This window comes from Sutcliffiella halmapala (genome assembly GCF_002019665.1).
In the GTDB taxonomy this organism is placed as follows: Bacteria; Bacillota; Bacilli; order Bacillales; family Bacillaceae_I; genus Sutcliffiella_A; species Sutcliffiella_A halmapala.
The window spans coordinates 2281017-2308010 of record NZ_KV917375.1 but is presented as its reverse complement, the minus strand read 5'-3'; the positions used below and the strand labels follow the sequence as shown (position 1 = coordinate 2308010).

Here is a 26994-nt window from a genome sequence, read left to right as displayed (position 1 = left end):
TTAATCAAACCATTCGGAGGTTTCTCCATCAACGATTCGCTCTAATTCCGTTAAAAAATTTAATTGAAGCGGTCCTGGTAGTAGTTCTTGTATGTCGACCACTAATTTCAACGATTCGGCTTCGTCCAATTGAACTGGCTTTGTTTCTAAGTTGACGAACCACTTTTCGAATGTATCGATAAATGTGTAAAAGTCTTGTTCGAATTTCTCGGCCCAAGCAGCCCCGTCATCTCCATCGAGTTTTTGCATCCAACTCCAGTCCTCTAATGTTACTTGCAAACTCTCTCTTACTTGCTTTTCCATCCTTTGCTCTCCCTTCATTCTGTCATAACGCTTTACCTATATTCTCGAAAACACTGACGACTGATAAAAATAAAGAGATCTTGCCTGCTATATCCTATGTATTTCTTCATGTATCACTTGACAAAAATCATTTAAAAACTTTTTCTTTTTGCTCATTAAAGCTTCATCTATGATGAGTAGCGAGCTTACGGTTAGATGGTCGTAGTGCCCATGAAGCAAGGACTATGAGCAGAAAGAAGAGCGGTTGTATAATTTGCGTGATACTATCACCAGTAAAGGCATGTGACAAAGCAGCGCTGCTAAGCAGGAAGAAAAATCCAGCATAAGCCCATTCCTTCAACCGTGGAAAGCCGGGGATGACAACTGTAATTGCTCCTAAAATTTTCGCAACACCTAGAATCGTCATAAAGTAAACTGGATAGCCTAAATGATTTATCATCTCAATCATTTGTTCTCCACGAGTAAGGTAGCCAAAACCACCAATAACAAAGCTTGCTGGACCAATTATCGTTGTAACCCAATAAGCGATTAGCTTCATTTTATCTTTATTCAAGGTTAATTCCCCTCCCTATTATGTACTTCCATTCCTTTATTTGCTTGTTACGGATTTTCGAGTTCACCATTACCTACTTTTTCTATTATAGACCTAGAAATTAAACAAGCACCATCCTTTTTAAAGGAAAGCGCTCGCCCAAGTATACAATAGCCTTCTTACTTCGTGTAAAACTAGTTAAAGACTAGCTTACATTACAAACTCGTAACGAAGCGATTTTATTGTAAAAAATAATTATTTATAAAACTTCACGACCGTCTTTTCTACTTTTTTATCTTCTTTACTTACGTTTTTTGGCTTTATTGGAGAAACAGGCTTTACTTTATCGTTTTCAGTGGAGGTAATTTCTAAATAGAAAGGATTGGACTCTCGGTTACCGCCTAAGTAACCTTTAAGGATTTTAAGCTTACTTGTGGAGCCTTTTAGCATCGCCTTATAATCCCAATCAATTTCATTTTGATAAGTATGATCCATTCGTTCCTTAAGTGCTAATGCTTCTATTACAGCTTCTTGGGGGGTAGAAAAGAACGTATCAGCTCTTTTTAAGCCGCGTTTCTTAATCCCATCTCCAGCTCTTGCTTGATATAGTGTTACAGACATATTAGGTCATCCTTTCTGTATGTCGGTTTCACACCTTTAGACGGTGAGCTAAACACCAGAATACCAAAGGAAGTTACCTTCTACTTATAGTATACCCTTATATTCCAATTACTACCACGATTATATTTTTACCGACATGAAAATCATCTGAAGAAAATATATTTTTAGGTTTCAGTGGGAAAGCTGTACGTAATGTGAGATAATGAAAGAATGATTAAAACTTCACAATGGAAGAAGGAATCGATTTGAAGCTAAAAAATAAATACCACGATAACGAAAAGGTAATTCTAAAATGCACAGGCGAAGAAGTTACAATTAGTAAGTTTAACTATGTTCCTAATTTAAAAAGGTATTCCTACACGTTAAAAGAATATCCTAAAACGTTTTACTTTGAGGAAGAAATCAAACAATTATAATTTTAATACAACTTGTGTTTACAGATGAATTAAACATAGTGGCCCCTCGTTCTTTCAACCCGCCCTCTATATAAAAATCATTTTGTGACCTTCATTCTTTCATAATTTCTTTTGACACATATAGATATTCAGATCAGTTAACTATCCTTGCGATTAGTTAGCTGATTTTTTATGCGGGTTTGTTATTAGGCGACAGGTTTCATTTAACAATCCATTGTTACTTTCACGTAAAAACAGGGTAGTAATTAAGATAACTGTTTTAAGGAGGGGAAAATGTGATTTTATTACTTTACATCAGCGGAGCGGTTTTGGTTATCTCCATCATATTTTTGATTGCCGCTTGGATTTCTTTTCGAAAGGCAACTAAACCAAGCATTACTAGTTTACAATCAGTGAGTCATCGATTCCAAGAAGAAAATGATAAAATAAAGGTTCAAAGCGACCAATTAACAAATAAGAAACAAACAATGAAACATGATATCGAATGGAAAAAAGCTGTTTTTTCTTTTACTACCTCAGAAGCGAAAAAAACTCCGAAGATTTTATTTAAAACAAGTGCAAATCAAAAGATTGAAGATTATCCTCGTGAAATGTAAAGCGGAAGCAAAGACTGCTTCCGCTTTTATTTGTATTCAGTCAACTTTTCATTATAATGCTCTATAAGTTTCATTCTGAAATTCCTGTTTGGAACTTATTTTATCTTTATGGTAAATGGCATTTATTTCTCCTCCAATAACTAGAGCAAGACCCGTTAAATAGAGCCAAAGCATTAAGACGATAACCCCGCCTAAACTACCATATGTAGCAGAATAATTTCCGAAATTACTTACATAAAAGGAAAAGCCTAATGAGATTATTTGCCAAATAATTGTTGCAACTAGAGCTCCTGGTACAATCTCCTTATAACTTTTACTCACATTTGGGGCAAATCTGTATAGGAAGCTAATAAGTGTATATATAACAACAAAGGCAATTAGAAATCGTAAAATATTTAGGATAAGTTCTGTTCCACCAGGAATTTCAATCATTTTTGCTATGCTATTTATAAGTACTCCTCCAAAGATGGGAAGCAAAAATGCGATGAGAAATGCAAAAATCAAACAAATAGTTAACCCAATGGATAATAGTCTAACTAAATAGAATGGCCTCGTTTCTTTTACATCAAATGCTTCGTTCATTGCTCCAATAAAAGCATTCATTCCATTGGATGCCGACCAAATGGTACCAAATATACCGACTGTGAGCAATCCTCCATTTGGTTTACTTACGAATTCATACACGCTGCCTTCCATAAGTTCTACAATTTGTGGTGGCATAATTGTCGATAAGAATTCTATTGCTTTTACTGGATCAATGGATAAATACGGCAGTATAGCTAGTGTAAGTATTAATAGTGGGAAAATTGACAACATATAATAATATGCTTGCTCCGCTGCTAATCCTGTTGCACGATCTTCCTTCATTTCTTTCCCGAGCTTTTTCCCAAAGTTTAATACCCTGCTCATCTCCACCACTTCCTTCTTCTGTTCTTTCCGTTTGTTTACTCTTCAAAAATATTTAGTAGCACCATGTACAATTCTAGACTAACTTCAGTCTTTCAAAATCGCTTAATAATTGTTACTTATTTTATACATACATTCCCTAAATTTGAAGCTCTTTAAACCTAATTAAGAATTTGAAAAGAGCAAATTCAATTCATAAGAATCAAATTTGCTCTTTTATTTATCTATTTTCCAATAAACATTTGTGTCCAATAGTTTCCATCTTGCACATAACCTACGCCAATATGTGTGAAGTTACCGTTCAAAATATTTTTACGATGTCCTTCACTGTTCATCCAAGCCTGTACTACTTCCTCAGGACTGCGTTGTCCCATTGCAATATTTTCACCTGCAGTATTATAGGAGATACCAAAATCCCTCATCATATCGAATGGTGAACCATAAGTTGGACTTTGATGGGAGAAGTAATTTTTCGCTTTCATATCTTTTGATTTTTCACGTGCTACATTACTTAAAGGAGCATCAGCTTTTAAGTCAGATAAACCATTTTTACGACGCTCTGCATTGGTTAACTCAATAACTTTTTGCTCAGTTTGAGAAATGCCTTCTGTATTACCAGGTTCTGCAGCTTGCTGTTTGTTTTCATTAGCACTAGGTTGTTCACCAGCTTGATTTTGTGTAGGTGGTGCTTGTTTTGGCTGGGGTGCTGCTTCAGGTTGCGCTTGGTTTGCTCTTGGTTGTTCTCCCTTTGGTTGCCCTTGTTGGAACTTATAAATAGCATAGGGTCCACGTTGTTCAATTTTTTGACTGTGTGGGAATTTTTCACTCGGTATAGTTGTACTAAATGAGTTTTGATCTATAGTTAAATAACCCTGCTTAACTCTTTGAACTTCTCCACTTCCTGCGTCATTACTTTGTGTTCCTACATTTCTAACACCAGTATTATCCACTCTGCTTCTATCATTGAAAATCCCATTTCTGTCGTTTACCGTTGTATTTCGGTTGCCAAAAAAGCCATCTCTTTCATTTAGAGCGGTATTTCTATTGCCGAAAAATCCGCCTCTTTCATTAAATGCTGTATTTCGATCATCATACGTCGTGTTTCTTGGCTGCGTATTATTATCTAGGTCTCTTGTAAGATTGTTGTTCCCACAACCACCTAGGATTGAAGTTGTTAAAACAGCGACCAAACCAATTTGAGCTAATTTTTTCATGTGACATCTCCTTTGACAAAGTTATTACGTTAATAGCTTCTCTTTTTTAAGGAAAAAGTATTATTGGTAATAACCGTGAAAAAAGGAGAAATATCGCCAAGTATAAGATTAGCTAGTTATGATTTTTTCTAACACTTTTTGAACCTCTAAGCCTTCTTGGAAATTGATAATATAAGCATCTTTCCCATTTAATTTCTTTACAAGTTCCTCCACTAAATCATATCGAGGAAGTACGATATTAGCTAAATCCATTCTCACCCATTCCTCTTCTTGCTGAGCAACTTTTACGATTCTCCAATCCTCTAAGGAGACCGATTGTTTCGTACCATGGATGACGAATGCAATATGTTCTTTTTCGGCTTGTCCAACAAGCCCATCCACTAGAATCTTTATTCCATTTTCTAATTCTAATGTTGCAATTACGCCCAGTTCACTTGATTTTGGATCAACAGGAAACTCCACGGCACTTTCAACTTTCTTAATAGAGCCAAATAAACGCTGTATTATATGTAGATAATGGGGAGTGATTTCTCTAATAAATCCTCCTTGTTCTCTTGATCCAATCCAATTTGTTTGTTGCCAAGCCCTTGGCCATTGCGGAAAATGCATTTTCAAATGAATTCTTCTTATTTCACCTAATGTTTTCTCAGCCACTAATTTTTTCATAAAAGCAAAAGCTTGTTGGTATGCTAAAGGAAAGTGCATCGCATGTATAAGTTCTTTTCGCTCTGCTTCTTGTAGCATGAGAATTGCTTCTTGTTCGGAATTCGCTAAAGGCTTCTCACATAACACATGCTTATTGTGCGAAAACGCTGCCATAACTATCTTAAAATGAATAGCAGGTGGTACTGCAACATAAATAAAATCGATTTCTTTTTTTTGCATTAACTCTTCATAGCTAGTGAAGTGAGCTATTCCACCACACTCAATTGCCGTTTTTTCAGCTAATGTTTCATTACTATCACACACTCCAGCTATTTCAATATGTGATGATTTTTTAAATTCTGAAATTAAACGCTGGCCAATAACACCCAAACCAACGATTCCAACTTTTTTTAAATCCCCCACTTTTTTATCCTCCTCGAAAACATGAAGAAAAGATAGTTCCCTAAAAAAAGAAAACTACCTTTTACTCCCTAATTAGCTAATACTTTGATAAATTCTCTCATATAATCTGGCAGATCTGGTGGTCGACGGCTTGATACAAGGTTGCCATCCACTACTACTGCTTCGTTTAGCCAGATGGCACCTGCATTGATCATGTCATCCTTAATACCAGGTGTACTTGTTACCTTTTTACCCTCTAAAATTTTTGCTGAGATAAGCACCCACCCGGCATGACATATTTGTCCAATCGGTTTTTGTTGTTCATTCATCACTCTAATCATAGTGAGAATATCCTCATACCTTCTTAGTTTATCTGGTGACCATCCACCTGGAACTAAAATGCCATCATATTCGTTTGGATCAATATCATGGAAGGAAACATCCGACTCGATTGGCACTCCATATTTACCAATATACGTTTCTTTTGCTTTCTCTCCAGCTATGACGACTGTAGCTCCTTCTTCTCTAAGTCGCAATACTGGATACCATAACTCTAAATCTTCAAAATCATCGCTTACAAGCTGAATGATTTTTCTATTATGTAATTTCATCGGACATACCTCCTCGTCTTAAGTATATTGTGAAGGAGGAAAATCAATTTTGCAAATATTCCCCTTAATCTTTTTTAAGTGTTCGAGCCACAACATTTCCTAATGACTGTATTCCTTGAACAAGTATGATTAATAAGAACACGGTGACATACATTACCTCTTCTACATATCTCAAATGCCCATAGCGGTATCCAAGATCTCCAAGACCTCCTGCACCAACTAATCCAGCCATCGCTGTCGCTCCGATTAATCCAATAGTGGCGATGGTTAATCCGAGGACAATCGAAGGACTAGCTTCTCTTATCATGACATTCCATATAATGTCCTTGCTTTTAATTCCCATTGCTTCATATGCTTCAATCACTCCTTTATCGACTTCTAATAAGGAGTTCTCCATTAGCCTGGCAATATAAGGAGCTGTATACACTACTAAAGGTACCATTACACCAGTAACCCCCATGGTGGTTCCAACTAATAACTTAGTAAAAGGTAAAATGAAAAATAGCAAAATAATAAAAGGAATCGAACGTACAACATTAATAACTATATTTAAAAGTCCATAAACATATTTGTTCTCTAAATTTTTCCCTGGTCGAGTTAGAACTAATAAAATCCCGAGTGGTAATCCTATAAGCACGGATATGGAAAGAGCGATTCCTACCATTTGGAGAGTTTCTAAGATTGCTTTCCAAACAGCATCGCCCCAATCGTTATGAAATTCGCTTATTGCTGTTAACATGGTTACTCGCCCCCTCTACTTGAACATGTTGTTCTTTTAAATATTGAATGGCTTTTTGTACTTCTGCATGCTCGCCCTTAATATGAACAAGTAAGCTTCCAAATGGCTCTTCTTTTAGTTGCGTGATATTACCAGATAATATATTCGGGTAAACATCAAACTTCTTGCTTACTAAAGCCAATGCTGGTTCTTTAGATGAATGACCAAGGAACTTTAATGACACAATTTCACCAGTTCCTCCAAGTGATTGCAGCAGCTCTGGAGTTAAATTATGATTGAAAATACTATTGACGAATTTTTGGGTTGTTGGATGTTTAGGTGAAGTAAACACATCTTTCGTTAAACCTTGCTCAACTATTTCACCTTTTTCCATTACGGCTACTCGATCACATATTCGTTGAATGACTTGCATTTCATGCGTAATTAGCAAAATCGTTATACCAAGTTCTTTGTTAATTTTTAATAATAAATCTAATATTGCTTCTGTTGTATCGGGATCGAGTGCACTTGTCGCCTCATCGCTTAGCAAAACACTCGGTTCATTAGAAAGTGCACGAGCAATAGCGACACGCTGCTTTTGTCCACCCGATAATTGACTTGGATAAGCATCCTTTTTATCTAAAATACCAACAATATCTAAATACTTGTCTACTCGAGCATTGATTTCTTTTTTTGAAACACCTGTTAGACGAAGTGGTATTGCAATATTTTCAAATACTGTTGCCGTTTTAAGTAGGTTGAAGCCTTGGAAAATCATACCGATTTTTCTGCGTGAAGCTAATAATTTTCTTGAAGAAAGAGTGGTTAACTCTATATTATCTACATAGACCTTACCATTTGTCGGTTTTTCTAATAAATTCACACATCTAATCAGTGTACTTTTTCCTGCACCACTATAACCAATTACACCAAAAATCTCACCTCGTTTAACTTCTAAAGAGACATTGGTCAAAGCATCAATTTTGGATTTTTTTGAGATAAAGCTTTTTGAGATATTTTCTAGTTTAATCAAATGTAATTCCCCATCTCTGTATTAAAATGAAGGAAGCCGCTACTTAGCGACTTCCTTGGTTTGTCGGAGCTGATCGAGCCGGCTCCGCTTTTCGGGTTGTCTAGCTTTGCCGGCTCCACTTTTCTTGTTACCAAGAAGGTACTACGGATCCTTCGAAAGTTTCGTCGATGAATTGTTTTACTTCATCTGATTGGTAGGCTTTGATTAGTTTTTCTAGTACTGGGTCATCTTTGTTTTCTGTGCGTACAACTAGTAGGTTTACCCATGGAGAATCTCCTGGCTCAATGAAAATTGAATCCTTTGTTGGGACGAAACCAAATTCTACGGCAAAGTTTGTGTTGATTGCTGCAGCAGCAAGTTCATCTAATTGACGTGGAATTTGAGATGCTTCAAGTTCAATGAATTCAAGATTTTTCTCATTTACTTCGATATCTCTCACAGTCGCATTCGCTCCCGCATCTTCTTTTAGCTTTATTAGACCAGCCTGTTCAAACAGGATTAAGGCGCGTGCTCCATTTGTTGGATCATTCGGTAGTCCAACTTTGTCTCCATCTTTTAATGCTTCCACACTATCGATGCTTGTTGAGTAAACTCCCATCGGAAAGTTTACAGTTGTAGCAACTTCAGTTAGGTCCAAATCACGGTCAGCCTTAAATTGCTCTAAGAATGGTTTATGCTGATAGCTATTTACGTCTAATTCTTTTTCATCTAATGCAACGTTTGGCATTACATATTCAGTAAATACTTCGATTTCAATTTCTAGTCCGTCCTTCGCTGCTACTTCTTTTACCTTTTCTAAAATCTGCTCATGAGGTCCTGCTGTAACTCCTACTCTTAATTTTTCTTCACTTAATGCCGTTCCACTTGATTCATTGCTTCCACAAGCTGTAAGGATAATTAAAATAATTGCACTAAAAAGTAATCCTAATTTTTTCATTAAACTCGCTCCTTTTTCTTCTCGTTTATTTTTTCTAGCTCTTGTAATGCTTCCACCACGTCTTTCTCTGAGAAAGTCTCTTTCATAAAATGAATCGATTCAGAGGGATGAAGTGTTTTTTGGGCTATCGTTTCTAACACAGGTATTGAAGTAGTCGATAAGCCAAGATCAATTAGCTTTTTGGGAAGTCCTATTTTTTCGTAAAAAACTAATAACTCTTCTATTTCTTGAAAATCCCTTTCTAATGCCAGTTGAATCAAAATTCCGTATGCCACTTTTTCCCCATGTAGTAAATGGTGTGTAAATGGGAGATGAGTTAAAGCGTTATGTACGGAGTGTGCTCCAGCAATTCTGCCGTAATAATCAGCAAAGCCGCCTACCATCCCGCCTAGCATGATGGTGGCATCCGTTACAGCACGGACACTATGAGTTAATTTCCCTTCTGAAATATCAGTTAGAGCTTGCACACTCTCATTGATTAAAATCTTCTTACAAAGTTCCGCTGCTTGAAGTCCGATTTGCACAGCTACTGGAACTGTTTCTAATTTATATATCAGACTTTTTGCTTCATACCATTTGGCAAGTGTATCTCCAATGCCTGCTCGAAAGAATTCTATTGGTGCTTTTAGAATTACTTCTGGTTCCACTAATACCATATAGGTACTTTTAGGATAAATTATATATTGCAGAAAGTTTCCTTTATCTGTATAGAAAACACTTAGCGGTGTCCATGCAGCACATGTAGAAGCAAGGGTTGGAATAAGTACAACTTCCTTTTTCATCTCGTATCCTAAGGCTTTGGAAAGATCCATTATTTTTCCTCCGCCGATGCCAATAATTATATCTGCATTAAATTTTTCTGCTTCCTCTTTCAAGCGAAGAACCTCGGCTTTTGAACATTCCCCACTATAATGTTCAAAATGTACTTGAAATCCGTCAAACTTAGGAAGATGTGATTTAACAGAATGAAGTGATTTTGTACCATGGACTATATATAATCGCTGATAATTTTCTCTCGCTAAGGAGCTTGGTAGTCTTGCTAGAACACCTACCTCTGATTGATAGATAGTCGGTGCACCTTGTACGTTGATCATAAAAGCCCCCATTTCTCTTTTATTTGGCTAGCCTGACAATAAGGGTTAACTGTCAAACTCCCTTTCGATTTCCGTTCCGGGTGTTCGCTTTCCGCGGGCGGTCCGGGAGCCTCCTCGTCGCTGTCGCTCCTGCGGGGTCTCCCGAAACACGCTTCTCCCGCAGGAGTCTCACACCCTGCACTCCAATCTACAGGGGAGACGGATAAAAATTAAGGTTAACAGTCTAAAGCCTTCTAATTTCATTACTCATGGTGCAAACTTCTTTAAATGGTGTCTACTCTGAAAATAAGTTTAGCCCTTTAAACATCCTTGTTAATCTCCGTGTAACAGTGGAGACAGGTTAACCATACATTTTTGGAAAACTCTTTTTTGAAACAAAAAATCCTCCCTTTTAAAATAAGAGAGGATGGCATTGTAAAATCGTCCTCTCTTATCTACCAAAACATGATTGTTTTGTAGGAATTAGCACCTTTTCTATTTTCGTTAGAAAGGTTGCCGGGCGTCATAGGGCCAGTCCCTCTGCCACTCTTGATAAGAGTTTTAATTTTTATAACTATTAAATTATTAAAGCAAGTATATGCGTGATATTTATTGGTGTCAATAACGTTTTTTTAAATTTCGGAATGTAAGCGTTTTTATATTTAGACAATTTTTTCGTTAGCCGTTCTCTTGAGTTTTATCAAAATTATACTAACTGCTCAGCGTATGCTAACTGTATTTTCACTTGATTGAAACCAGTTCCGCCTTCGCTATTTCTAGTTCCTACTACATTTTTCGGCTGGAGAATTTCATAAATATCTTCTTCAAATAAAGGAGAAAATTGCTGATAATCTTCTAAACTAATTCCTAAAAGATATTTTTTTTGATTGATAGCAAAGAGCACAATTTTCCCGATAATTTCATGTGCTTGTCTGAATGGTAAGCCCTTTGTTACTAAATAGTCGGCAATATCTGTCGCATTGGAGAAGTCCTGAGAAACCGCCGCATACATTTTATCCTGATTTACTGTCATCGTTTCAATCATTGGGGCAAGTAAACGTAAGGATCCATCCAAAGTGGCAACAGTATCAAACATTCCTTCTTTATCCTCCTGCATGTCCTTGTTGTAAGCAAGAGGTAAGCCTTTTAAAACAGTTAATAATCCAATTAGATTCCCATAAACTCGACCAGTTTTTGCTCGCAGTAATTCTGGCACATCAGGATTTTTCTTTTGTGGCATAATGCTGGAGCCAGTACAAAAGGCATCGTCAAGCTCAATAAATTGAAATTCTTGACTAGACCAAATCACGAGTTCCTCTGCTAGTCGAGAAATATGCGTCATGATCAAGGATGCATGGGACAAGAATTCTACAATAAAGTCACGATCACTTACTGCATCCATACTATTGGGGTATACCTTTGTAAATCCTAATAGTTCAGCAGTCTGCTGGCGGTCAATCGGAAAGGTAGTACCAGCCAACGCACCTGCCCCTAACGGAGACCAATTGATTCGCTTAATACTATCTTGTAATCTCTCTTTATCGCGTTCTAGCATCCAAAAATATGCAAGAAGATGATGGGCGAAAGATACAGGTTGCGCTCTTTGTAAATGAGTATACCCAGGGATAATGGTATGGATATTCTTTTTAGCTTGTTCTATTATTGCTTTTTGAACTTCTGATATTAATTCAATCATTGATTTAGTTTGTTTTCGCAAATACAAATGCATATCTGTCGCAACTTGATCATTTCTACTTCTTCCAGTATGTAGCTTACCACCTACAGGACCAATTTCATCAATTAGTAGTTTTTCTATATTCATATGAACATCTTCATGCTCTACAGAGAATTCTACTTCATCATTCTGGATTTTCAGCTGGATGGCCATTAAGCCATCCATAATTGTTTGTGCATCTTTTTTTGAAATAATGTCGCAACTACTTAACATTTTTACATGGGCCAAGCTTCCTTCAATATCTTCATTTGCTAAAATTTTATCAAAGGAAATCGAGGCAGTAAATTCTTCTACTAGTTTGTCTGTTTGTTTCGTAAATCTTCCACCCCATAGTTTCGTCATGCTGTGACCTCCTTGTAGTTTCATCATCAATTTAATAATTACCAACCTTTTCTTTCGCATGAATCTCTGCATATACTTTAGTTGGCAAGCCCCAAAGCTTAATAAAGCCCACTGCAGCATTATGGTCAAACATGTCGCCTTTTGAATAAGTTGCAAGCTCTTCGTTATACAGGCTATTTGCGGATTGGCGGCCGACTACCGAATAATTTCCTTTTTGTAATTTCACTCGAATTTTTCCTGATACATGTTTTTGTGATTCTTCCACGAACGCAAGCAATGCATTTACAAGTGGTGAGTACCAAAGACCTTCATAGATTACTGTTGCCATTTGTTGATCGATGGTCGTTTTAAATTGTGTTACTTCTCTTGGTAATGTTAGAAACTCGAGTTCTTTATGTGCTTGGATGAGTATTAGAGCAGCTGGATTTTCGTATACTTCACGAGATTTAATCCCTACTAAGCGATTTTCAATATGATCAATTCGCCCAACTCCATGCTTACCTCCAATAAGGTTTAATTCTTCTATTAACTGTACAAGCTCCATTTCTTTGTCGTTTAGAGCCACTGGAACTCCTTTTTCAAAGGAAATCTCGATGTATTCTGGCATATCAGGTGTTAATTCAATTGGATTCGTCCAAGCAAATGCCGCTTCTGGAGCTTCATTCCAAGGGTTTTCAAGGACACCTGCCTCACATGCTCGCCCCCAAATATTTGCATCGATTGAAAAAGGATTATCTAAATCTACTGGAATCGGAATATTATGCTTTGCTGCATACTCTATTTCTTCATCACGCGTCATTCCCCACTCTCGTACGGGGGCAATAACTTTTAAATTAGGATTTAATGCTTGGATGGAAACCTCAAAGCGAACTTGGTCATTTCCTTTACCAGTACAACCATGTGCTACTGCAACGGCTCCCTCTTGTTCTGCAACTTCCACTAATAATTTTGAAATTAGGGGACGAGATAGTGCGGAAGATAATGGATACTTTCCTTCATACATCGCGTTAGATTTTAATGCTGGTAGGATATAATCCTTTGCTAATAATTCCTTCGCATCGACCATAATTGCTTTTATCGCTCCGACATCTAGCGCTTTTTGTTGAATCGAAGTCAAGTCTTTGCCTTCTCCAACGTCTAAACCTAAAGCAATTACATCATACCCATACTTTTCTTGTAACCACTTAACTGATACCGATGTATCAAGACCTCCAGAATACGCTAAGACAACTTTTTCTTTCCCCATTTCCTCGTCCTCCTTAAGAATAAAAATCTACGTTGTTGTATTTTTATGCATTCATTTGTAAAAAAAATTAACTTTCCATTAATAATTTCAAAATCGCCTTTTGTGCATGAAGGCGGTTTTCTGCTTCATCAAACACAACTGAATGTGGTCCATCAATAATGGTAGCAGTCACTTCCTCCTCGCGGTGAGCAGGTAAGCAATGAAGGAAAATAAAATCATCTTTTGCTAACTGGCAAAGACCATCATTTACTTGATAGGATGCAAAAACTTCAAGCCGTTTAGCTGCTTCATCTTCCTGACCCATGCTAGTCCAGACATCTGTTACTACAACATCTGCTCCTGCAATCATTTTCTGTGGATCTGTTCCACACTCAACGTTAACACCAGTTACTTTCGCTTCTTTTAAGACGTTTTCTAAAATAATCTCGTTAGGCTCATAGCCCTTAGGAGTAGCGATTGAAATATCCATTCCAACCTTTACTGCTCCTTCTAGTAAAGAATGGCACATATTGTTATTCCCGTCCCCAAGATAGCATAGTTTCAAGCCTTTAAAACTTCCTTTATGTTCTAAGATCGTGAGCAAATCCGCTAATACTTGTGCAGGATGATGAGAATCAGTTAATCCATTAATAATCGGTACAGTGGAATGCTCTGCAAACTCTTCAATTGATTGATGCTCAAAGGTTCGGATCATAATGCCATCAACATATCGCGAAAGTACTTTAGCAGTATCTTGTATGGATTCTCCTCTACCAATCTGAATGTCTCTTGAACTTAAGAATATTGCATGCCCGCCAAGCTGAAGCATTCCAACCTCAAATGAGACGCGAGTTCTTGTAGATGCTTTGTCAAAAATCATTCCTAAAACCTTACCTTGTAAGTAGGGGTGTGGAATTCCTTTTTTCTGCAACTTCTTTAGTTTTTGTGCCTCTTCCAATAGAGAGAAAATCTCATTGGACGAAAAAGAACTTAATGTTAAAAAGTGTTGATCGTGAACTTTATTTGTTTTATCTTTCGTTTCCCATTTTAGTACATTTTGCATAAATATTCAACCACCTTTTTCTTCTTTTCTAAATAGTTTTTCATTGGAGCGTAGGTAAGCTGAGAAAAATCCTTTAGCGAAACGGCCATTTCCACTGTTTCTAAACAAGTAAAAGTTCGAACCCCATATCTCGTACAAAGCGCTCGAAATTGTGAGCCTATTCGTTTTTTATCTCGACCTTTTGTAGGAACGATTATCGCAGCAATGCACTTTTCGGCAGATAACCAATCTGTAAGATTTTCTTCTGTCAGCTCCTTCACACTTTCTATACCAGCTACTTTTAAAAACTCTGCAGTGCCCTTTGTAGCGGCAACTTTAATGCCCATACTCACTAATCGCTTTATGATTGGAAGTGCTACCAGCTTTTCACGATCTGCGATTGAACAAAAAACATATTTATCTTTATTATCTAGATGAAACGGATTCTTTCCGCCTGCATACACCGCTTTTGAGAACGCTTCTTCTATTGTCGTGCCTAAGCCGATAACCTCACCCGTTGACTTCATTTCTGGTCCTAATACGTGATCAACATCTTTCAATTTTGTAGCAGAAAATACTGGTGCCTTTACTGTGTAGAATGCTGGTTCTTCCCCTAGCCCTATTTGTGTTAGTGGAGTTCCTACCATAGCAGCCACAGCAAGCTCTATCATCGGAATCCCTGTTACCTTGCTAACAATAGGTACTGTGCGGGATGCCCGCGGATTAACCTCTAAAACAAATACTCGATCCTCTTTGATAACAAACTGGATATTTGCGATACCAATAATTCCTACGGCTTTACAAATGTTTTCGGTGTAATTTAGAATAGTCGCTTTTAATGATTCTGTTAGCGTGATGGGAGGAAATACAGCTATACTATCCCCAGAATGTACTCCTGCTTTTTCAATATGTTCAAATATTGCTGGAACGAAAATACTCTTCCCGTCAGAAATAACATCTAGTTCACATTCCAGACCTGGTACAAATTCATCTACTAATAGTGGCCAACTTCTTGTATCCTGACTAGCTAATTGTTGTAAATAAACGTCCAACTCTTCTTCTTGATAAAAAGTAAACATCGATTGCCCACCAATCACATAGGAAGGACGCACGAGTACTGGATAACCTAATGATTTTGCTGCTTCTTTCAATCCATCTAAACTGTAGACAATCTTGCCTTTAAGATGAGGAATATTTACCTGTTCTAGAAACTCGTAAAATAATGCACGATCCTCTAATTGATCAATTGCTTGTATTGATGTACCTGCAATGTAGACTCCTTCTTTTTCCAAGTCTTCTGCTAGATTGATAGCAGTTTGACCACCAAATTGGATAAATACAAGTTCTACCCCTTCTTTTTCAATAATTGGCAGGATATCCTCTGACGTTAATGGCTCAAAGTATAATTTATCCGCTACTGAAAAGTCAGTACTAACCGTTTCTGGGTTATTATTCACAACGATTGTTTCGTAGCCTTGTAGTTTTAGTGCCTTAACTGCATGAACAGAGGCGTAATCAAACTCAATACCTTGCCCAATTCTAATTGGACCAGAGCCAATGACAAGTGCTTTTTTTCGAGTACTTACTGCTACTTCATCTTTTCCTACATAGGTAGAGTAGTAATAAGGCGTAATTGCTTCAAATTCTGCAGCACAAGTGTCTACTTGCTTATAAGACCGTGTGATTTGATTTTTCTTCAAATGGTTTGTTACCGCATCCTCTGTAGACGAAAGTAGGGAGCTTAAGCGCTTATTACTGATATTCTGATATTTTGCAAGCTGCAGATGTTCCAAAGAGATTGTTTCTAGATTAAAAGAATGCAAGGAATGTTCGAATTCAACCATAGCTTTTATTTTTCTCAGGAACCAGTTATCGATATTTGTTAGCTGATGGATTTTATCTACGCTCATCTTTAAATCTAGAGCCTTGACGATCGCGAATAATCGTAAATCAGTTGGACTCAATAAAAGCTGAGTAATTTCATCCTCCTTGACATTGATTAAACCAGGATGAAAAATACCATCAATCTTACTGTCTAAAGAACGGATTCCTTTGTTCAATGCTCCTTCAAAAGTTCGATCAATCGCTAATACCTCTCCTGTTGCTTTCATTTGAGTACTTAATGTTTTATCAGCTTCTGTAAACTTATCAAATGGGAATCTTGGAAGTTTTACCACAATATAATCAAGTGCTGGTTCAAAAGATGCAAATGTGTTACCAGTAATAGGATTTGTTATCTCATCTAAATAATAGCCAACTGCACATTTTGCAGCTATTCTCGCAATGGGATAGCCTGTTGCCTTCGATGCCAGAGCCGATGAGCGACTCACACGAGGGTTCACTTCAATAATATAATAGTCATCCGAATTGGGATCGATTGCAAATTGAATATTACAACCTCCTACAATCTCCAACTTACGAATTATTTTTAGAGAAGCATTGCGTAAGATTTGATACTGTCTGTCTGTTAAGGTTTGAGATGGAGCGACCACGATGGAATCTCCTGTATGGACGCCAACTGGATCGAAATTTTCCATATTACAGACAATAATGCACGTATCATTGTGATCACGCATTACCTCATACTCAACCTCTTTCCAACCTTTAATACTCTTTTCAATTAGTACTTGATTGATTGGGCTAAGATTTAGTGCATTCTCAAGTATCGTTTCTAGTTCTGCTAGATTGTTGGCAAAACCGCCACCTTCTCCTCCAAGAGTGTAAGCAGGACGGATAATAATCGGAAATCCAATTGATTTAGCAAAACTGATTCCTGTTTCGAGAGAATGTACAATTTCCGATTCTGGAATAGGTTCCTGTTCATCAAGCATTAGCTGACGAAATTTCTCTCTGTCTTCCCCTTGTTGAATGGATTTCACAGAAGTCCCTAGCACTTGAACTCCATATTTTTCAAAGATACCCTTTTCATGTAATTGGACAACTAGATTTAGTGCAGTTTGCCCTCCTAATGTTCCGATAACTCCATCTGGCTTTTCTTTTTTAATTATCTCTTCTATGGCATGTATGGTAAGCGGCTCCATATAAACAACATCTGCAATATTGGCATCCGTCATAATGGTCGCAGGGTTATTATTAATCAGGATAACTTGGATTCCTTCTTCTTTTAAGGCAAGACAAGCTTGCGTACCTGCATAGTCGAATTCAGCGGCTTGCCCAATCACAATTGGCCCCGACCCAATGACTAGCACTTTTTTAATTTCGTTAATTAATGGCATAAGTCAAAACCTCTGTGCTTTCTTTTATGCTTTCAATAAAATTTGTAAATAAATGCGTCGTATCATGTGGACCAGGATTTGCTTCCGGATGAAACTGAACGGCAGTAATAGGTAAGTATTTGTGACGTATTCCTTCAATTGTCCCGTCATTGATATTCGTATAGAGTATGTCAAATTGAGAAGTATCAATTGTCGCTTCTTTCACAACATAACTATGATTTTGTGATGTAATAAAAACTTTACCTGTAGATAATTCCTTGACAGGATGATTTCCACCCCGATGTCCAAATCGTAGTTTATTCGTTGATGCCCCGTATGCGAGTGCAATTAATTGATGGCCTAAACAAATTCCTAACGATGGGAAAACTTCAGTTATCTTCTTTATTTCTGGAAGGTATGCTGTTAGTGCTTCTGGATTACCTGGACCATTGCTAAAGACAACTCCAGCAGGATTTAGTGATTTCACTTCTTCAAAGGTAGTATTGTAAGGTAGTAAGGTTACTTTACATCCTACTTGCTGGAGGGCTGATAGGATCGACTTTTTATAGCCATAATCCAGTAAAGCAATATGAGGTCCTATGTTTGCAAAAGTTCTTTTGGATAAAGTAGATACTTCTTTTACCCAAAAAGGTGTAGTGGTTTCAGTAGGAATCTCTTTTATTTCATTTGAAATTATTCCTTTCACTGTTCCATGTTTTCGAATCGTTTTAACTAATTCTCTAGTGTCCACCCCTGAAAGTCCACTAACTTTGTATTCCTGCATAAGCTTTTCGGTAGTGTCTTCTAGTGAATAATGATTTGGAGTTGTGCACAATTCCCCTGTTACAATGCCACGTACATGTATTTTTTCTCCTTCAAAATCATGAGAGTTCACACCGTAATTTCCAATCAGAGGATAGCAAAATACAATAATTTGTCCTGCATAGGAAGGATCTGACATAATCTCTTGATACCCTGTCATGCTCGTATTAAAGACAACTTCTCCCATTACCTCCTCTTTATTACCTGTTAAAATCCCTGGGAAAACTTCGCCTGTTTCTAGAAGTAAGTATCCTTTCTCCATGTTCAATCCTCCTTTAACTGTTCTAACACCTTGATAAATTTAGCTTCAAACTCTTCAATCTCATTCTTAGATACCGTTAATGGTGGCAAGAAACGGATGACGTTCGGTCCTGCCGTAAGTATAAGGAGTTTTTCTTGTAAGGCTAATTCTACAGCCTTTGTGGCATCCCCCTTAATTTCCATACCAATTAATAGACCTTTCCCCCGAACTGCTTTGATAAACGAATAGTTTTCTTGTAACTCTCTTAATTTAGCAAACAAGATACTACTCATTTTCTCACTATTTTCCAAAACAGTGGAAGTAATCATTTCTTGTAGAGTGGCGAGTCCCGCTGTAGATGCTAATGGATTACCGCCGAATGTACTTCCATGACTTCCTGGTTGAAAAGCATCTCCCACATTTCCCTTTGCCAACATTGCTCCTATCGGAAAACCAGAGCCTAAGCCCTTTGCCAGCGTCATAATGTCAGGTTTGATTCCATATTGTTCATACGCAAACAAGCTACCCGTTCTCCCCATACCAGTTTGAACCTCATCTACGACTAGTAAAATCTCTTTTTGTTTACATATTTTCACTAATTCATCGACCCATTTCTGATCAGCAGGTATCACACCACCTTCACCTTGGACAAGTTCCAACATAACTGCACTTGGTGAAATATCAGCTAGCATTTTCAGCGAGTGGAAATCGTTGAACTCCAAATGAATAAAACCCTGTAGTAATGGCTCAAAGCCCGCTTTTATCTTCTCTTGCCCTGTAGCAGAAACAGTTGCGAGGGTTCTGCCATGAAAAGATTGATGAAAAGTTACGATTAGAGGATTGGTTTTGTTTTGAGAGACAACATAAGCACGCACTAACTTTATCGCTGCTTCGTTCGCCTCGGCGCCACTATTACAGAAAAACACTTGATCAAAACACGAATTTTCTGTCAACAGAACCCCAAGGTCTTCCTGTTTCTTTATATGAAATAGATTAGATGTATGCCAGAGATTAGCAAGCTGAGCTTCGATTGCTTGCTTTACCTTTTCCGGAACATGCCCTAGATTACAAGTTGCAATACCAGATGTAAAATCAAGATATTCCGTTTCATTTTCGTCCCAAATTTTACTCCCATTTCCTTTTTTAAATGTAATCGGGAACCGTCGATATGTATTCATAATAGTGGGTTGACTTATGATTGATTTAGCCAATTTGCTCGATAGCCTCCTCTAAGTACAGGATAGTACCTACTGAATTTCCTTCGACAAACTGCAATAGGGCATGCTCTTTCGCTCCATTAATAATTGCAACTTCTGCGACTCCTTCTGCTAAACAATCAAAAGCTGCTTTCACTTTTGGTATCATTCCACCTGTAATTTTATTATTTTCTATTAAGCTAGTCGCCTTTTTATCTGATAGAGTATGAACGATCTCCGTATCCAATAAAACTCCATCTACGTCTGTAATCATACAAAGCGACCCTTGTAAGCTTTTGGCAATTGCTGAGGCTGCCATATCCGCATTGATATTATAATTTTGACCAAATTTATCTACTGCTACTGGAGATATGACAGGAATCATTTCTTTTTCCATTATCTGTAGAAGTATGTCTTTATTCACATTAACAACCTCTCCCACTAATCCAAGATCTGCTACATTTTCAACTGATTTTGCCTCCAAAAGCATTCCATCTACTCCACTTAGACCGAAACCAGTACCACCAGCTTGCATGATTTGCCGAACAAGTTGCTTATTCACACTTCCTGATAATACCATTTCTACTACCTCTAACACTTGTTCCGTAGTTTTTCTTAGTCCATTTACAAAGGTGGTCTCAATATTCATTGCATGTAATAAAGAAGAAATATTAGGACCCCCACCATGCACGATAATCGGATGAACTGTACCTTTTCGTTTGACTTCAACTAGATCTGTATAAAAAGAAGCAGGTAGTTTGCTAATAATACTGCCTCCACATTTAACTATGAGATAGTTCAATTCCTCTCCCCCTTTTAAGTTCGATAAGAAGCATTGATACGAACGTAATCATAAGATAAGTCACAGCCCCACGCTGTAGCCATTGCATTACCTGCACCAATGTGGACATAAATCTTAATCTCTTCATTTTCCAAATATACTTTTGCATTTGCTTCTGAAAAAACAAGTGGTAACCCATTTTCCACAACCTTAATTGGGCCGATTGCCACAGTGATTAAATTGGGATTTAATTGAACACCACTATAGCCAACAGCCGAAACAATTCTTCCCCAGTTTGCGTCTTCTCCAAATATTGCTGTTTTTACAAGACTTGAGCCAACGATAGTTTTCGCGATAGTTTGTGCGTCAGTATCGGTTAAAGCTCCATCTACTGTTACTTCAATTAATTTCGTAGCTCCTTCTCCGTCCCGCGCAATTTGTTTTGCTAAGTGTAGCGATACTTCTTTTAAGCCTTCAAGAAAAAGTTGATATTCTTCATCCTCCCCTATCAAGACTTCATTCCCAGCTAATCCACTTGCCATCACAACAACCATATCATTGGTACTTGTATCCCCGTCTACTGTAATCATATTAAATGATTCCTTCGTTACTGATTTGAGAGCTGTTTGCAGAACTGCTTGATCAATATTCACATCAGTCGTAATAAAGCCCAGCATCGTAGCCATGTTTGGATGAACCATTCCTGAACCTTTTGCTGCTCCAGCAATCGTCACTTCTTTGTTTTTCATCTTCATCTTTACACATGCATTCTTTGTAAACGTATCCGTTGTTAAAATGGACTGTTCAAAGTCGAGACCATCCACTTCCTTCTGAACATAGGAGATATTGTGGATTCCTTCTATTATTTTGTTAATTGGTAGCTGCTCCCCAATTACCCCTGTAGAAATCACGCCAACATCTTCTTGTGCAATATTGAATTGTTCCGCAAAGGTATTTCTCATGTTATAAGCATGTTGCATTCCTTCTTCACCAGTACAAGAATTGGCATTTCCTGAATTAACAATTAGCCCTTGTAATATTCCATTACTTTTTAGGCTTTCTTGCGTTACTTTTAATGGAGGTGCTTGAAATAGATTTGTCGTATAAACAGCCGCAGCATTGGCAGGAACTGTACAATAGATCCATCCTAAGTCCTTTCTTTTTCGCTTAATTCCACAATGTAATCCACCAGCTGTAAATCCTTTAGGGGTGCAGATGTTTCCACCCTCCACCTTTGCCCATTGATTCTTTATGTTTGTAATTACATGTGCGTTCATATTTTCCGCCCTTTCGTCATGGATATACTGGACTCAATGTAAGTCCTGTTTCTTCTGACCAGCCTTTTAATATGTTCATATTTTGAACTGCTTGCCCCGCTGCACCCTTTACAACATTATCGATAACAGAGACGATAATAAGTTTATTCGTTCTTTCGTCCACCTTTACACCAATATCACAAAAGTTCGATCCGAACACTTCTTTCGTTGCTGGCCATGTATTCAATGGTCTAATTCTCACAAAATAGTTATCTTGGTAAAATTCTTGATACATAGTTAACACATCTTCTGTTGAAACTGGCTCGATTAGGTCGGCATAAATCGTACACATAATCCCTCTTGTCATCGGTACGAGATGAGTTGTGAATGTAATAGGATCATCAGAATATGTAAGTTCAGAAATGATTTGTTCGATTTCTGGAATATGTTGATGTTCTCCTAACTTATAAGCTTTCAAATTTTCATTTATCTCACCGTAGTGTGTTCCTAAAGAGGCTTTTCTTCCCGCTCCGGATACTCCTGATTTGCCGTCAATTACTATGGATTTCGATTGAATCCATTTGCTTTTTAACACTGGTGCAAGCCCGAGTAAGGATGCAGTAGGATAACAACCGGGATTAGCAATTAACGAAGCACCTTTTATTTCTTTATGGAAAAGTTCTGGTAAGCCATAGGTAGCTTTTTCTAAATATGAGGTAGATGCTGGCGTATGTTTATACCACTTTTCGTATAAACCTTCCTTTTTTAATCTGAAATCACCAGAAAGGTCTATACATGTAACACCTTGGTCTATTAATCTCGGAATTAAGTCTTTTGAAATTCCAGATGGGGTTGCAAAAAACATTAACTCTGTTACTTTAGCTGCTTCTTCTATATTAATTTCTTCAATTTTATGTTCTACAACACCTTGTAAATGAGGGTATTGCTCTTTCATAAGCTTTCCACTCGAGGAATGTGATGCAAGATAGTTTAATTGAATATGGGGATGTTGAATTAATAGCCTAATTAGTTCCACCCCACTATATCCATTTGCTCCAATGATTCCAACGTTCAACATCATCCATCCTTTCTGTTTCTTTATAATATGAATTATTATAACTTCGGATGAATAAAAATACAATATAAATTTTCAAATAAAAAATGCCTCTGCAATGAGAGGCATTTTTATTAGGTAGTTGCTAGCTTTTCAATTGTTTTTGCTAATAATTCCGTACGTTCAGTTAAAGAAGGGATTTCTAAATATTCAGCATCACTATGAGCATTTCCTCCAACTGGACCCATGCCGTCAATTGTTGCTACCCCCATCGCAGCAGTAAATGAAGCATCTGACCCCCCACCTGTTGCCGTATCTGTCACTTCAATTCCTATTTTCTCTCCAACATCTTCGATTAAATGAAGAAGTGATGTAGTTTGTGCATTCTTTTCCATTGGCAGACGATTCATTTTCCCCTCTAAATGAATTTCGGTTCCTTTTACATCCGTAGATGCACAAATCTTTTCTATTCTTGCTTCCATACGGCTTGCTTGTTCACGCTCTGAAATTCTAATATCGACTTCCGCCACCGCTGTGTCTGAAACAGTATTTACAGATGAACCGCCTTCAATTAAACCGACATTCACACTAATCCCCTGTTCATGATCTGTTAGATCATGTAGTCGGATAATTTTATATGCTAATTCCTCAATAGCACTTCTTCCTTTTTCCGGTTCAATTCCAGAATGAGCTGCTCTTCCTTTTACGCTTAAGGTATAATGCCCCTTTCCTCTTCTAGCGGTTACAAGCGAGCCATCTTTTCTTGCTGGCTCCATGATTAACGCATATTTCATTCCCTTTGCTTTTTGCTCTATTAGATCTTTTGATGTTGGCGAACCAATTTCTTCGTCACTATTCAAAACGATTACTACGTTTCTGTATGCTTTTGTATGACTTTTAATTAAAGCTTTCATTGCATAAAGTAAAGTAATCTGACTTGCCTTCATATCAATAACACCTGGTCCATATGCGCGGTTGCCGACCATTTTAAATGGACGATCTTTCACCGTACCTGCTGGAAATACTGTATCCATGTGGGCAATAATAATGATTTGGGGATTTTTAGCTTGTGGATGTTGGATGATTAAATGATTTCCGTATTCTTGTTCTTGTATTTCTTGAATGGAAAAACCAAGAGCTCGATATTCTTTCATTAAAATAGAGCCTACTTTATCCACGCCTTCTTTAATAAAAGAGCCACTATCAACATTCACAATCCTTTCTAATAGTTGCAGCATTTCTTGTTGATTTTCGGTTAAAAACTTACGCATCTTACTCTCTCCTGACATATTTCATCATCACTCTGATGGTTGTAACTATCATAACTCTTTATACATTATACCTTTATTATTAGGAGAATTTCTTATTTTTTACTTTTTTTATAGATTTGTCACTTGTTTTAGCTAGAATTAATAGGATTAATTTATAATTTTTTGTTGTAATATAATGTCGCTTATGTTATAGTAATTGAGCGATGAGCTGAATTGTGTAAGTCGATTTTCACGCTTTTTAAGCAATGCATGAATGTGGTCATGCAGATTATCGCCTCAATACGCAAGGAAGACACCTATTGTAGGTGTCTTCTTTTTTTATTTTTTTTGCTATAATAATGAAAACAATCATTTAGATAAAGGGGACGTCCATATTGAAATTCGGTATTATTGGAACCAACTGGATAACGGAACGATTTATTGAAGCCGCACAAGAGATTAAAGGATTTTCGCTCACAACAGTCTATTCTCGAACAGAAGAGCGGGCTAGTGAATTTGCAAGAAAATTTAATGTTGAACATATCGAGACAAATCTTGAAGCATTTGCAGCAAGTAAAGATTTTGAAGCTGTTTACATCGCTACTCCTAATTCATTACATAAAGAACAAGCCATTCTTTGCATGAAAAATGGCAAGCATGTATTATGTGAAAAACCAATAACTTCCAATGCAAAAGACCTTCAAGAAATGGTAGATGTGGCTAAAAAACATAATGTTGTTTTGATGGAAGCATTAAAATCGACCTTATTGCCAAACTTTATATCTATCCAAGAAAATTTACATAAAATTGGTGAAGTTAGAAGATATATTGCAAGCTATTGTCAATATTCCTCTCGTTATGATAAATACAAAGAAGGTATTGTACTTAATGCATTCAAACCTGAATTTTCGAATGGCTCTCTCATGGATATCGGTATATATACGATCTATCCAATGGTCGTACTATTTGGGGCTCCTAATACGATAAAGGGAAATGCTATTATGTTAGAATCTGGTGTGGATGGCCAAGGTAGTGTTCTTTTCCAATACAATAAAATGGATGCGGTTGTAACGCACTCAAAAATAGCAAACTCCTATACATCAACTGAAATTCAAGGTGAAGATGGAACGATTATCATTGATAAGATCCATACTCCTGAAAAGGTACAAATTCTGTATAAGGATGGAACGATTGAAGATATTTCAGTGGAACAAAATCACGCTTCTATGTATTATGAAGCAGCGGAATTTATGAATCTTGTACAAAATGGCCAATTCGAATCCACTGCAAACTCACATAAACACTCACTAATAACACATACGATATTGGATGAAATAAGAAAGCAAATCGGGTTAGTTTATCCTGCAGATCAATAAGTAAGACAGAGGCTGCGCAGCTAAACATTACCTAAACTTAACAATAATCAGACTGGTCAAAAAACGCTAATCTCAAATAGGAGGTTAGCGTTTTTTTGTTAGCTATCGATATCGGTTGATTCTACCAAAAATCAATACTTCTTCCCCACCACAAGCTTCCATTCTATTCCCATCTATTAAATGGATGTTTCTCTATTCTTTCCACCCATTCTATTAAAAATAGTGAAAAATGGTCATTTGATAGAGGCTGTTTGTCCACTCTCTTCTCTCACTTTTACATAGAATGTTGTGAGGAAGGAAAAGGAGGTGTGTAAATGGTAGATCGTAATGATATGCAAGATGAGATTTCGAAGCTCTCTCAAACTAGCACAAATCTTTTATTAGATAACTTACTAAGAAAGCACAATGTTAAGCTTAGCAATGATAATTTCACAAATGAGCAGAAATCACAATTAAAAAAATTAGTTCTGGATTTACAGGAATCTTTTCAAAAGCTTCAAAAACAAGAAAAAAAATAAAAGGGATAAAATGGGGGAATTTATAAATGAGTCAAGTTGATAACTGGTTATTCGGAAGTAGAGGTTCATGCAACAGCGGTTGTGGAAGCAACTGGAGTGCACTTGATCCTAGTGGAAGACATCCATTAGATGACAGTGCTGTTTATCAAGATTCAGCTCAAGTAAACAAAATGATCCAACAATCATATGAGCAGATCGTAATTAAAGATTCAAAAGATGTTGAAGTAACAACAACAGATACAAAAATAGCAGTATCTTTACAGGCAGCAATTCAAGCGGCAATTGTTTTAGTAATTAGTGTCTCTATCGCTGACAGTTCAAAAGCAGAACTAATAACGCAAGAGTTGTTACAATCATCAAAAACTGTACAAGTAAATCGCCAACAAACGTATATTCAGAACTCATGTGGTGTAAGAGTTACAACTACAGACACTGATTTAGTCATCAACATTCAATTACTTCTTCAAATTCTATTAGCTTTAGTTGTTAGAGTAGACATTCTGTAACACTTCTTTTGGGAACGTAAAGCCTTTCTACCGCCACCTGCATAGCCAAGATTAAGGCCCTTCTCACACCTTCTTAATTTTAACGAAGACCACCGCCAATGGTCTTCCATATAGGAATTTTTCAAAATTCGAGCACTTTCATTTTTAAGAAATACACGTTACGCCCACCACACCGTGAATAGCTGCATTAAAAGGAGAAGACATTTAATTATAGTCTTCTTCTTTTTCTTATATTATGAATTTCTACTTAATATACTTTGAATTAAAGGCGTATTCTTTATATACAATATTAAGTGATGATATGATAATGTTAAGCGTATATTTACTTTTAGTTGAGTCTATCTTTCATTAACTTTTAGATTGGCTATCCTTAAAATATAAAGTGACCCCTTTGAACGCCCTGTAGATTTCCGTGCCAGGCGATCGCT

26 protein-coding genes and 1 riboswitch are annotated in these 26994 nt (G+C 37.0%); of the genes, 5 read left to right on the top strand and 21 right to left on the bottom strand.

Annotated features, from left to right (window positions below):
- From BK580_RS11285 to BK580_RS11275, 3 genes are all read right to left on the bottom strand, one after another.
- A complete protein-coding gene (locus BK580_RS11285; RefSeq protein ID WP_078380419.1) occupies positions 1-303 on the bottom strand; it encodes a hypothetical protein in 303 nt (100 codons plus the stop codon).
- 163 nt (positions 304-466) lie between these two features.
- Entirely contained in the window at positions 467-856 is a 390-nt protein-coding gene (locus tag BK580_RS11280; protein ID WP_078380418.1) for a DoxX family protein, read from the bottom strand.
- 234 nt (positions 857-1090) lie between these two features.
- Positions 1091-1456: a hypothetical protein gene (locus BK580_RS11275; RefSeq protein WP_078380417.1), complete on the bottom strand. Its 366-nt coding sequence runs from the start codon at positions 1454-1456 to the stop codon at positions 1091-1093.
- A 245-nt stretch (positions 1457-1701) separates the two neighbouring features.
- Here BK580_RS11275 and BK580_RS23595 point away from each other — a divergent pair, with 245 nt between their 5' ends.
- The gene (locus BK580_RS23595; protein WP_169864949.1) at positions 1702-1872 is read left to right on the top strand and encodes a hypothetical protein; all 171 of its coding nucleotides are present in this window, start codon (positions 1702-1704) and stop codon (positions 1870-1872) included.
- Positions 1873-2147: 275 nt separating this feature from the next.
- On the top strand, positions 2148-2468 hold the full coding sequence (locus BK580_RS11270) for a hypothetical protein (RefSeq protein ID WP_078380416.1): 321 nt from the start codon (positions 2148-2150) through the stop codon (positions 2466-2468).
- A 51-nt stretch (positions 2469-2519) separates the two neighbouring features.
- Here BK580_RS11270 and BK580_RS11265 read toward each other — a convergent pair whose 3' ends face one another.
- From BK580_RS11265 to BK580_RS11180, 18 genes are all read right to left on the bottom strand, one after another.
- Positions 2520-3377, bottom strand: coding sequence for a YihY/virulence factor BrkB family protein (locus BK580_RS11265; RefSeq protein ID WP_078380415.1), 858 nt, complete (start codon positions 3375-3377; stop codon positions 2520-2522).
- A gap of 221 nt (positions 3378-3598) precedes the next feature.
- Positions 3599-4588, bottom strand: coding sequence for a CAP domain-containing protein (locus BK580_RS24110; protein WP_078380414.1), 990 nt, complete (start codon positions 4586-4588; stop codon positions 3599-3601).
- 108 nt (positions 4589-4696) lie between these two features.
- Positions 4697-5656, bottom strand: coding sequence for a Gfo/Idh/MocA family protein (locus tag BK580_RS11255; protein ID WP_078380413.1), 960 nt, complete (start codon positions 5654-5656; stop codon positions 4697-4699).
- 68 nt (positions 5657-5724) lie between these two features.
- Entirely contained in the window at positions 5725-6246 is a 522-nt protein-coding gene (locus BK580_RS11250; RefSeq protein WP_078380412.1) for a type 1 glutamine amidotransferase domain-containing protein, read from the bottom strand.
- Between the two features lie 64 nt (positions 6247-6310).
- Positions 6311-6985 (bottom strand): methionine ABC transporter permease, encoded by a 675-nt coding sequence (locus BK580_RS11245; protein WP_078380411.1) that lies wholly within the window; start codon positions 6983-6985, stop codon positions 6311-6313.
- Positions 6957-7997 carry a methionine ABC transporter ATP-binding protein gene (locus BK580_RS11240; RefSeq protein ID WP_078380410.1) on the bottom strand — a complete coding sequence of 347 codons (1041 nt, stop codon included), beginning with the start codon at positions 7995-7997 and terminating at the stop codon, positions 6957-6959. The genes BK580_RS11245 and BK580_RS11240 overlap by 29 nt, the downstream gene beginning before the upstream one ends.
- 127 nt (positions 7998-8124) lie before the next feature.
- Positions 8125-8934 (bottom strand): MetQ/NlpA family ABC transporter substrate-binding protein, encoded by an 810-nt coding sequence (locus tag BK580_RS11235; RefSeq protein ID WP_078380409.1) that lies wholly within the window; start codon positions 8932-8934, stop codon positions 8125-8127.
- Positions 8934-10028, bottom strand: coding sequence for an iron-containing alcohol dehydrogenase family protein (locus tag BK580_RS11230; RefSeq protein WP_169864946.1), 1095 nt, complete (start codon positions 10026-10028; stop codon positions 8934-8936). The genes BK580_RS11235 and BK580_RS11230 overlap by 1 nt, the downstream gene beginning before the upstream one ends.
- 427 nt (positions 10029-10455) lie before the next feature.
- Positions 10456-10566: riboswitch (SAM riboswitch) on the bottom strand.
- A gap of 147 nt (positions 10567-10713) precedes the next feature.
- Positions 10714-12084, bottom strand: coding sequence for an argininosuccinate lyase (gene argH, locus BK580_RS11225; RefSeq protein WP_078380407.1), 1371 nt, complete (start codon positions 12082-12084; stop codon positions 10714-10716).
- A 31-nt stretch (positions 12085-12115) separates the two neighbouring features.
- Entirely contained in the window at positions 12116-13330 is a 1215-nt protein-coding gene (locus tag BK580_RS11220; RefSeq protein WP_078380406.1) for an argininosuccinate synthase, read from the bottom strand.
- A 67-nt stretch (positions 13331-13397) separates the two neighbouring features.
- Positions 13398-14372 (bottom strand): ornithine carbamoyltransferase, encoded by a 975-nt coding sequence (argF, locus tag BK580_RS11215; RefSeq protein WP_078380405.1) that lies wholly within the window; start codon positions 14370-14372, stop codon positions 13398-13400.
- Positions 14357-17587 (bottom strand): carbamoyl-phosphate synthase (glutamine-hydrolyzing) large subunit, encoded by a 3231-nt coding sequence (gene carB, locus BK580_RS11210; protein ID WP_078380404.1) that lies wholly within the window; start codon positions 17585-17587, stop codon positions 14357-14359. Before carB ends, argF begins: the two co-directional genes overlap by 16 nt.
- A complete protein-coding gene (locus BK580_RS11205) occupies positions 17574-18650 on the bottom strand; it encodes a carbamoyl phosphate synthase small subunit (RefSeq protein WP_078380403.1) in 1077 nt (358 codons plus the stop codon). The genes carB and BK580_RS11205 overlap by 14 nt, the downstream gene beginning before the upstream one ends.
- 2 nt (positions 18651-18652) lie before the next feature.
- Complete coding sequence (locus BK580_RS11200) at positions 18653-19807, bottom strand: aspartate aminotransferase family protein (protein ID WP_078382742.1); 1155 nt, start codon at positions 19805-19807, stop codon at positions 18653-18655.
- Between the two features lie 25 nt (positions 19808-19832).
- Entirely contained in the window at positions 19833-20627 is a 795-nt protein-coding gene (gene argB / locus BK580_RS11195; RefSeq protein WP_078380402.1) for an acetylglutamate kinase, read from the bottom strand.
- Between the two features lie 14 nt (positions 20628-20641).
- Complete coding sequence (gene argJ / locus BK580_RS11190) at positions 20642-21883, bottom strand: bifunctional glutamate N-acetyltransferase/amino-acid acetyltransferase ArgJ (protein ID WP_078380401.1); 1242 nt, start codon at positions 21881-21883, stop codon at positions 20642-20644.
- 16 nt (positions 21884-21899) lie between these two features.
- Positions 21900-22940 (bottom strand): N-acetyl-gamma-glutamyl-phosphate reductase, encoded by a 1041-nt coding sequence (gene argC, locus BK580_RS11185; protein ID WP_078380400.1) that lies wholly within the window; start codon positions 22938-22940, stop codon positions 21900-21902.
- A 110-nt stretch (positions 22941-23050) separates the two neighbouring features.
- Positions 23051-24187, bottom strand: coding sequence for a M20 family metallopeptidase (locus BK580_RS11180; RefSeq protein WP_078380399.1), 1137 nt, complete (start codon positions 24185-24187; stop codon positions 23051-23053).
- 371 nt (positions 24188-24558) lie between these two features.
- On the opposite strand from BK580_RS11180, the gene BK580_RS11175 reads away from it, so the two are divergent.
- From BK580_RS11175 to BK580_RS11165, 3 genes are all read left to right on the top strand, one after another.
- Positions 24559-25542: a Gfo/Idh/MocA family protein gene (locus tag BK580_RS11175; protein ID WP_078380398.1), complete on the top strand. Its 984-nt coding sequence runs from the start codon at positions 24559-24561 to the stop codon at positions 25540-25542.
- 314 nt (positions 25543-25856) lie between these two features.
- On the top strand, positions 25857-26060 hold the full coding sequence (locus tag BK580_RS11170) for a hypothetical protein (protein WP_078380397.1): 204 nt from the start codon (positions 25857-25859) through the stop codon (positions 26058-26060).
- Positions 26061-26086: 26 nt separating this feature from the next.
- Positions 26087-26566, top strand: a complete 480-nt coding sequence (locus BK580_RS11165) for a spore coat protein (RefSeq protein ID WP_078380396.1) — start codon at positions 26087-26089, stop codon at positions 26564-26566.
- The last annotated feature ends 428 nt before the right edge of the window (positions 26567-26994 follow it).

Excerpts from the sequence above, each read along its gene's own strand:
- BK580_RS11220 (WP_078380406.1), bottom strand. The coding sequence starts at position 13,330 with ATGGGGAAAGAAAAAGTTGTCTTAGCGTATTCTGGAGGTCTTGATACA.
- argH (WP_078380407.1), bottom strand. The coding sequence starts at position 12,084 with ATGACGAAACTATGGGGTGGAAGATTTACGAAACAAACAGACAAACTA.
- BK580_RS11275 (WP_078380417.1), bottom strand. The coding sequence starts at position 1,456 with ATGTCTGTAACACTATATCAAGCAAGAGCTGGAGATGGGATTAAGAAA.
- BK580_RS11165 (WP_078380396.1), top strand. The coding sequence starts at position 26,087 with ATGAGTCAAGTTGATAACTGGTTATTCGGAAGTAGAGGTTCATGCAAC.
- BK580_RS11205 (WP_078380403.1), bottom strand. The coding sequence starts at position 18,650 with ATGGAGAAAGGATACTTACTTCTAGAAACAGGCGAAGTTTTCCCAGGG.
- BK580_RS11170 (WP_078380397.1), top strand. The coding sequence starts at position 25,857 with ATGGTAGATCGTAATGATATGCAAGATGAGATTTCGAAGCTCTCTCAA.
- BK580_RS11245 (WP_078380411.1), bottom strand. The coding sequence starts at position 6,985 with ATGTTAACAGCAATAAGCGAATTTCATAACGATTGGGGCGATGCTGTT.
- carB (WP_078380404.1), bottom strand. The coding sequence starts at position 17,587 with ATGCCATTAATTAACGAAATTAAAAAAGTGCTAGTCATTGGGTCGGGG.
- argF (WP_078380405.1), bottom strand. The coding sequence starts at position 14,372 with ATGCAAAATGTACTAAAATGGGAAACGAAAGATAAAACAAATAAAGTT.
- BK580_RS11230 (WP_169864946.1), bottom strand. The coding sequence starts at position 10,028 with ATGATCAACGTACAAGGTGCACCGACTATCTATCAATCAGAGGTAGGT.
- BK580_RS11200 (WP_078382742.1), bottom strand. The coding sequence starts at position 19,807 with ATGAATACATATCGACGGTTCCCGATTACATTTAAAAAAGGAAATGGG.
- BK580_RS11180 (WP_078380399.1), bottom strand. The coding sequence starts at position 24,187 with ATGCGTAAGTTTTTAACCGAAAATCAACAAGAAATGCTGCAACTATTA.
- argJ (WP_078380401.1), bottom strand. The coding sequence starts at position 21,883 with ATGAACGCACATGTAATTACAAACATAAAGAATCAATGGGCAAAGGTG.
- argC (WP_078380400.1), bottom strand. The coding sequence starts at position 22,940 with ATGTTGAACGTTGGAATCATTGGAGCAAATGGATATAGTGGGGTGGAA.
- BK580_RS11250 (WP_078380412.1), bottom strand. The coding sequence starts at position 6,246 with ATGAAATTACATAATAGAAAAATCATTCAGCTTGTAAGCGATGATTTT.
- BK580_RS11235 (WP_078380409.1), bottom strand. The coding sequence starts at position 8,934 with ATGAAAAAATTAGGATTACTTTTTAGTGCAATTATTTTAATTATCCTT.
- BK580_RS11285 (WP_078380419.1), bottom strand. The coding sequence starts at position 303 with ATGGAAAAGCAAGTAAGAGAGAGTTTGCAAGTAACATTAGAGGACTGG.
- BK580_RS24110 (WP_078380414.1), bottom strand. The coding sequence starts at position 4,588 with ATGAAAAAATTAGCTCAAATTGGTTTGGTCGCTGTTTTAACAACTTCA.
- BK580_RS11265 (WP_078380415.1), bottom strand. The coding sequence starts at position 3,377 with ATGAGCAGGGTATTAAACTTTGGGAAAAAGCTCGGGAAAGAAATGAAG.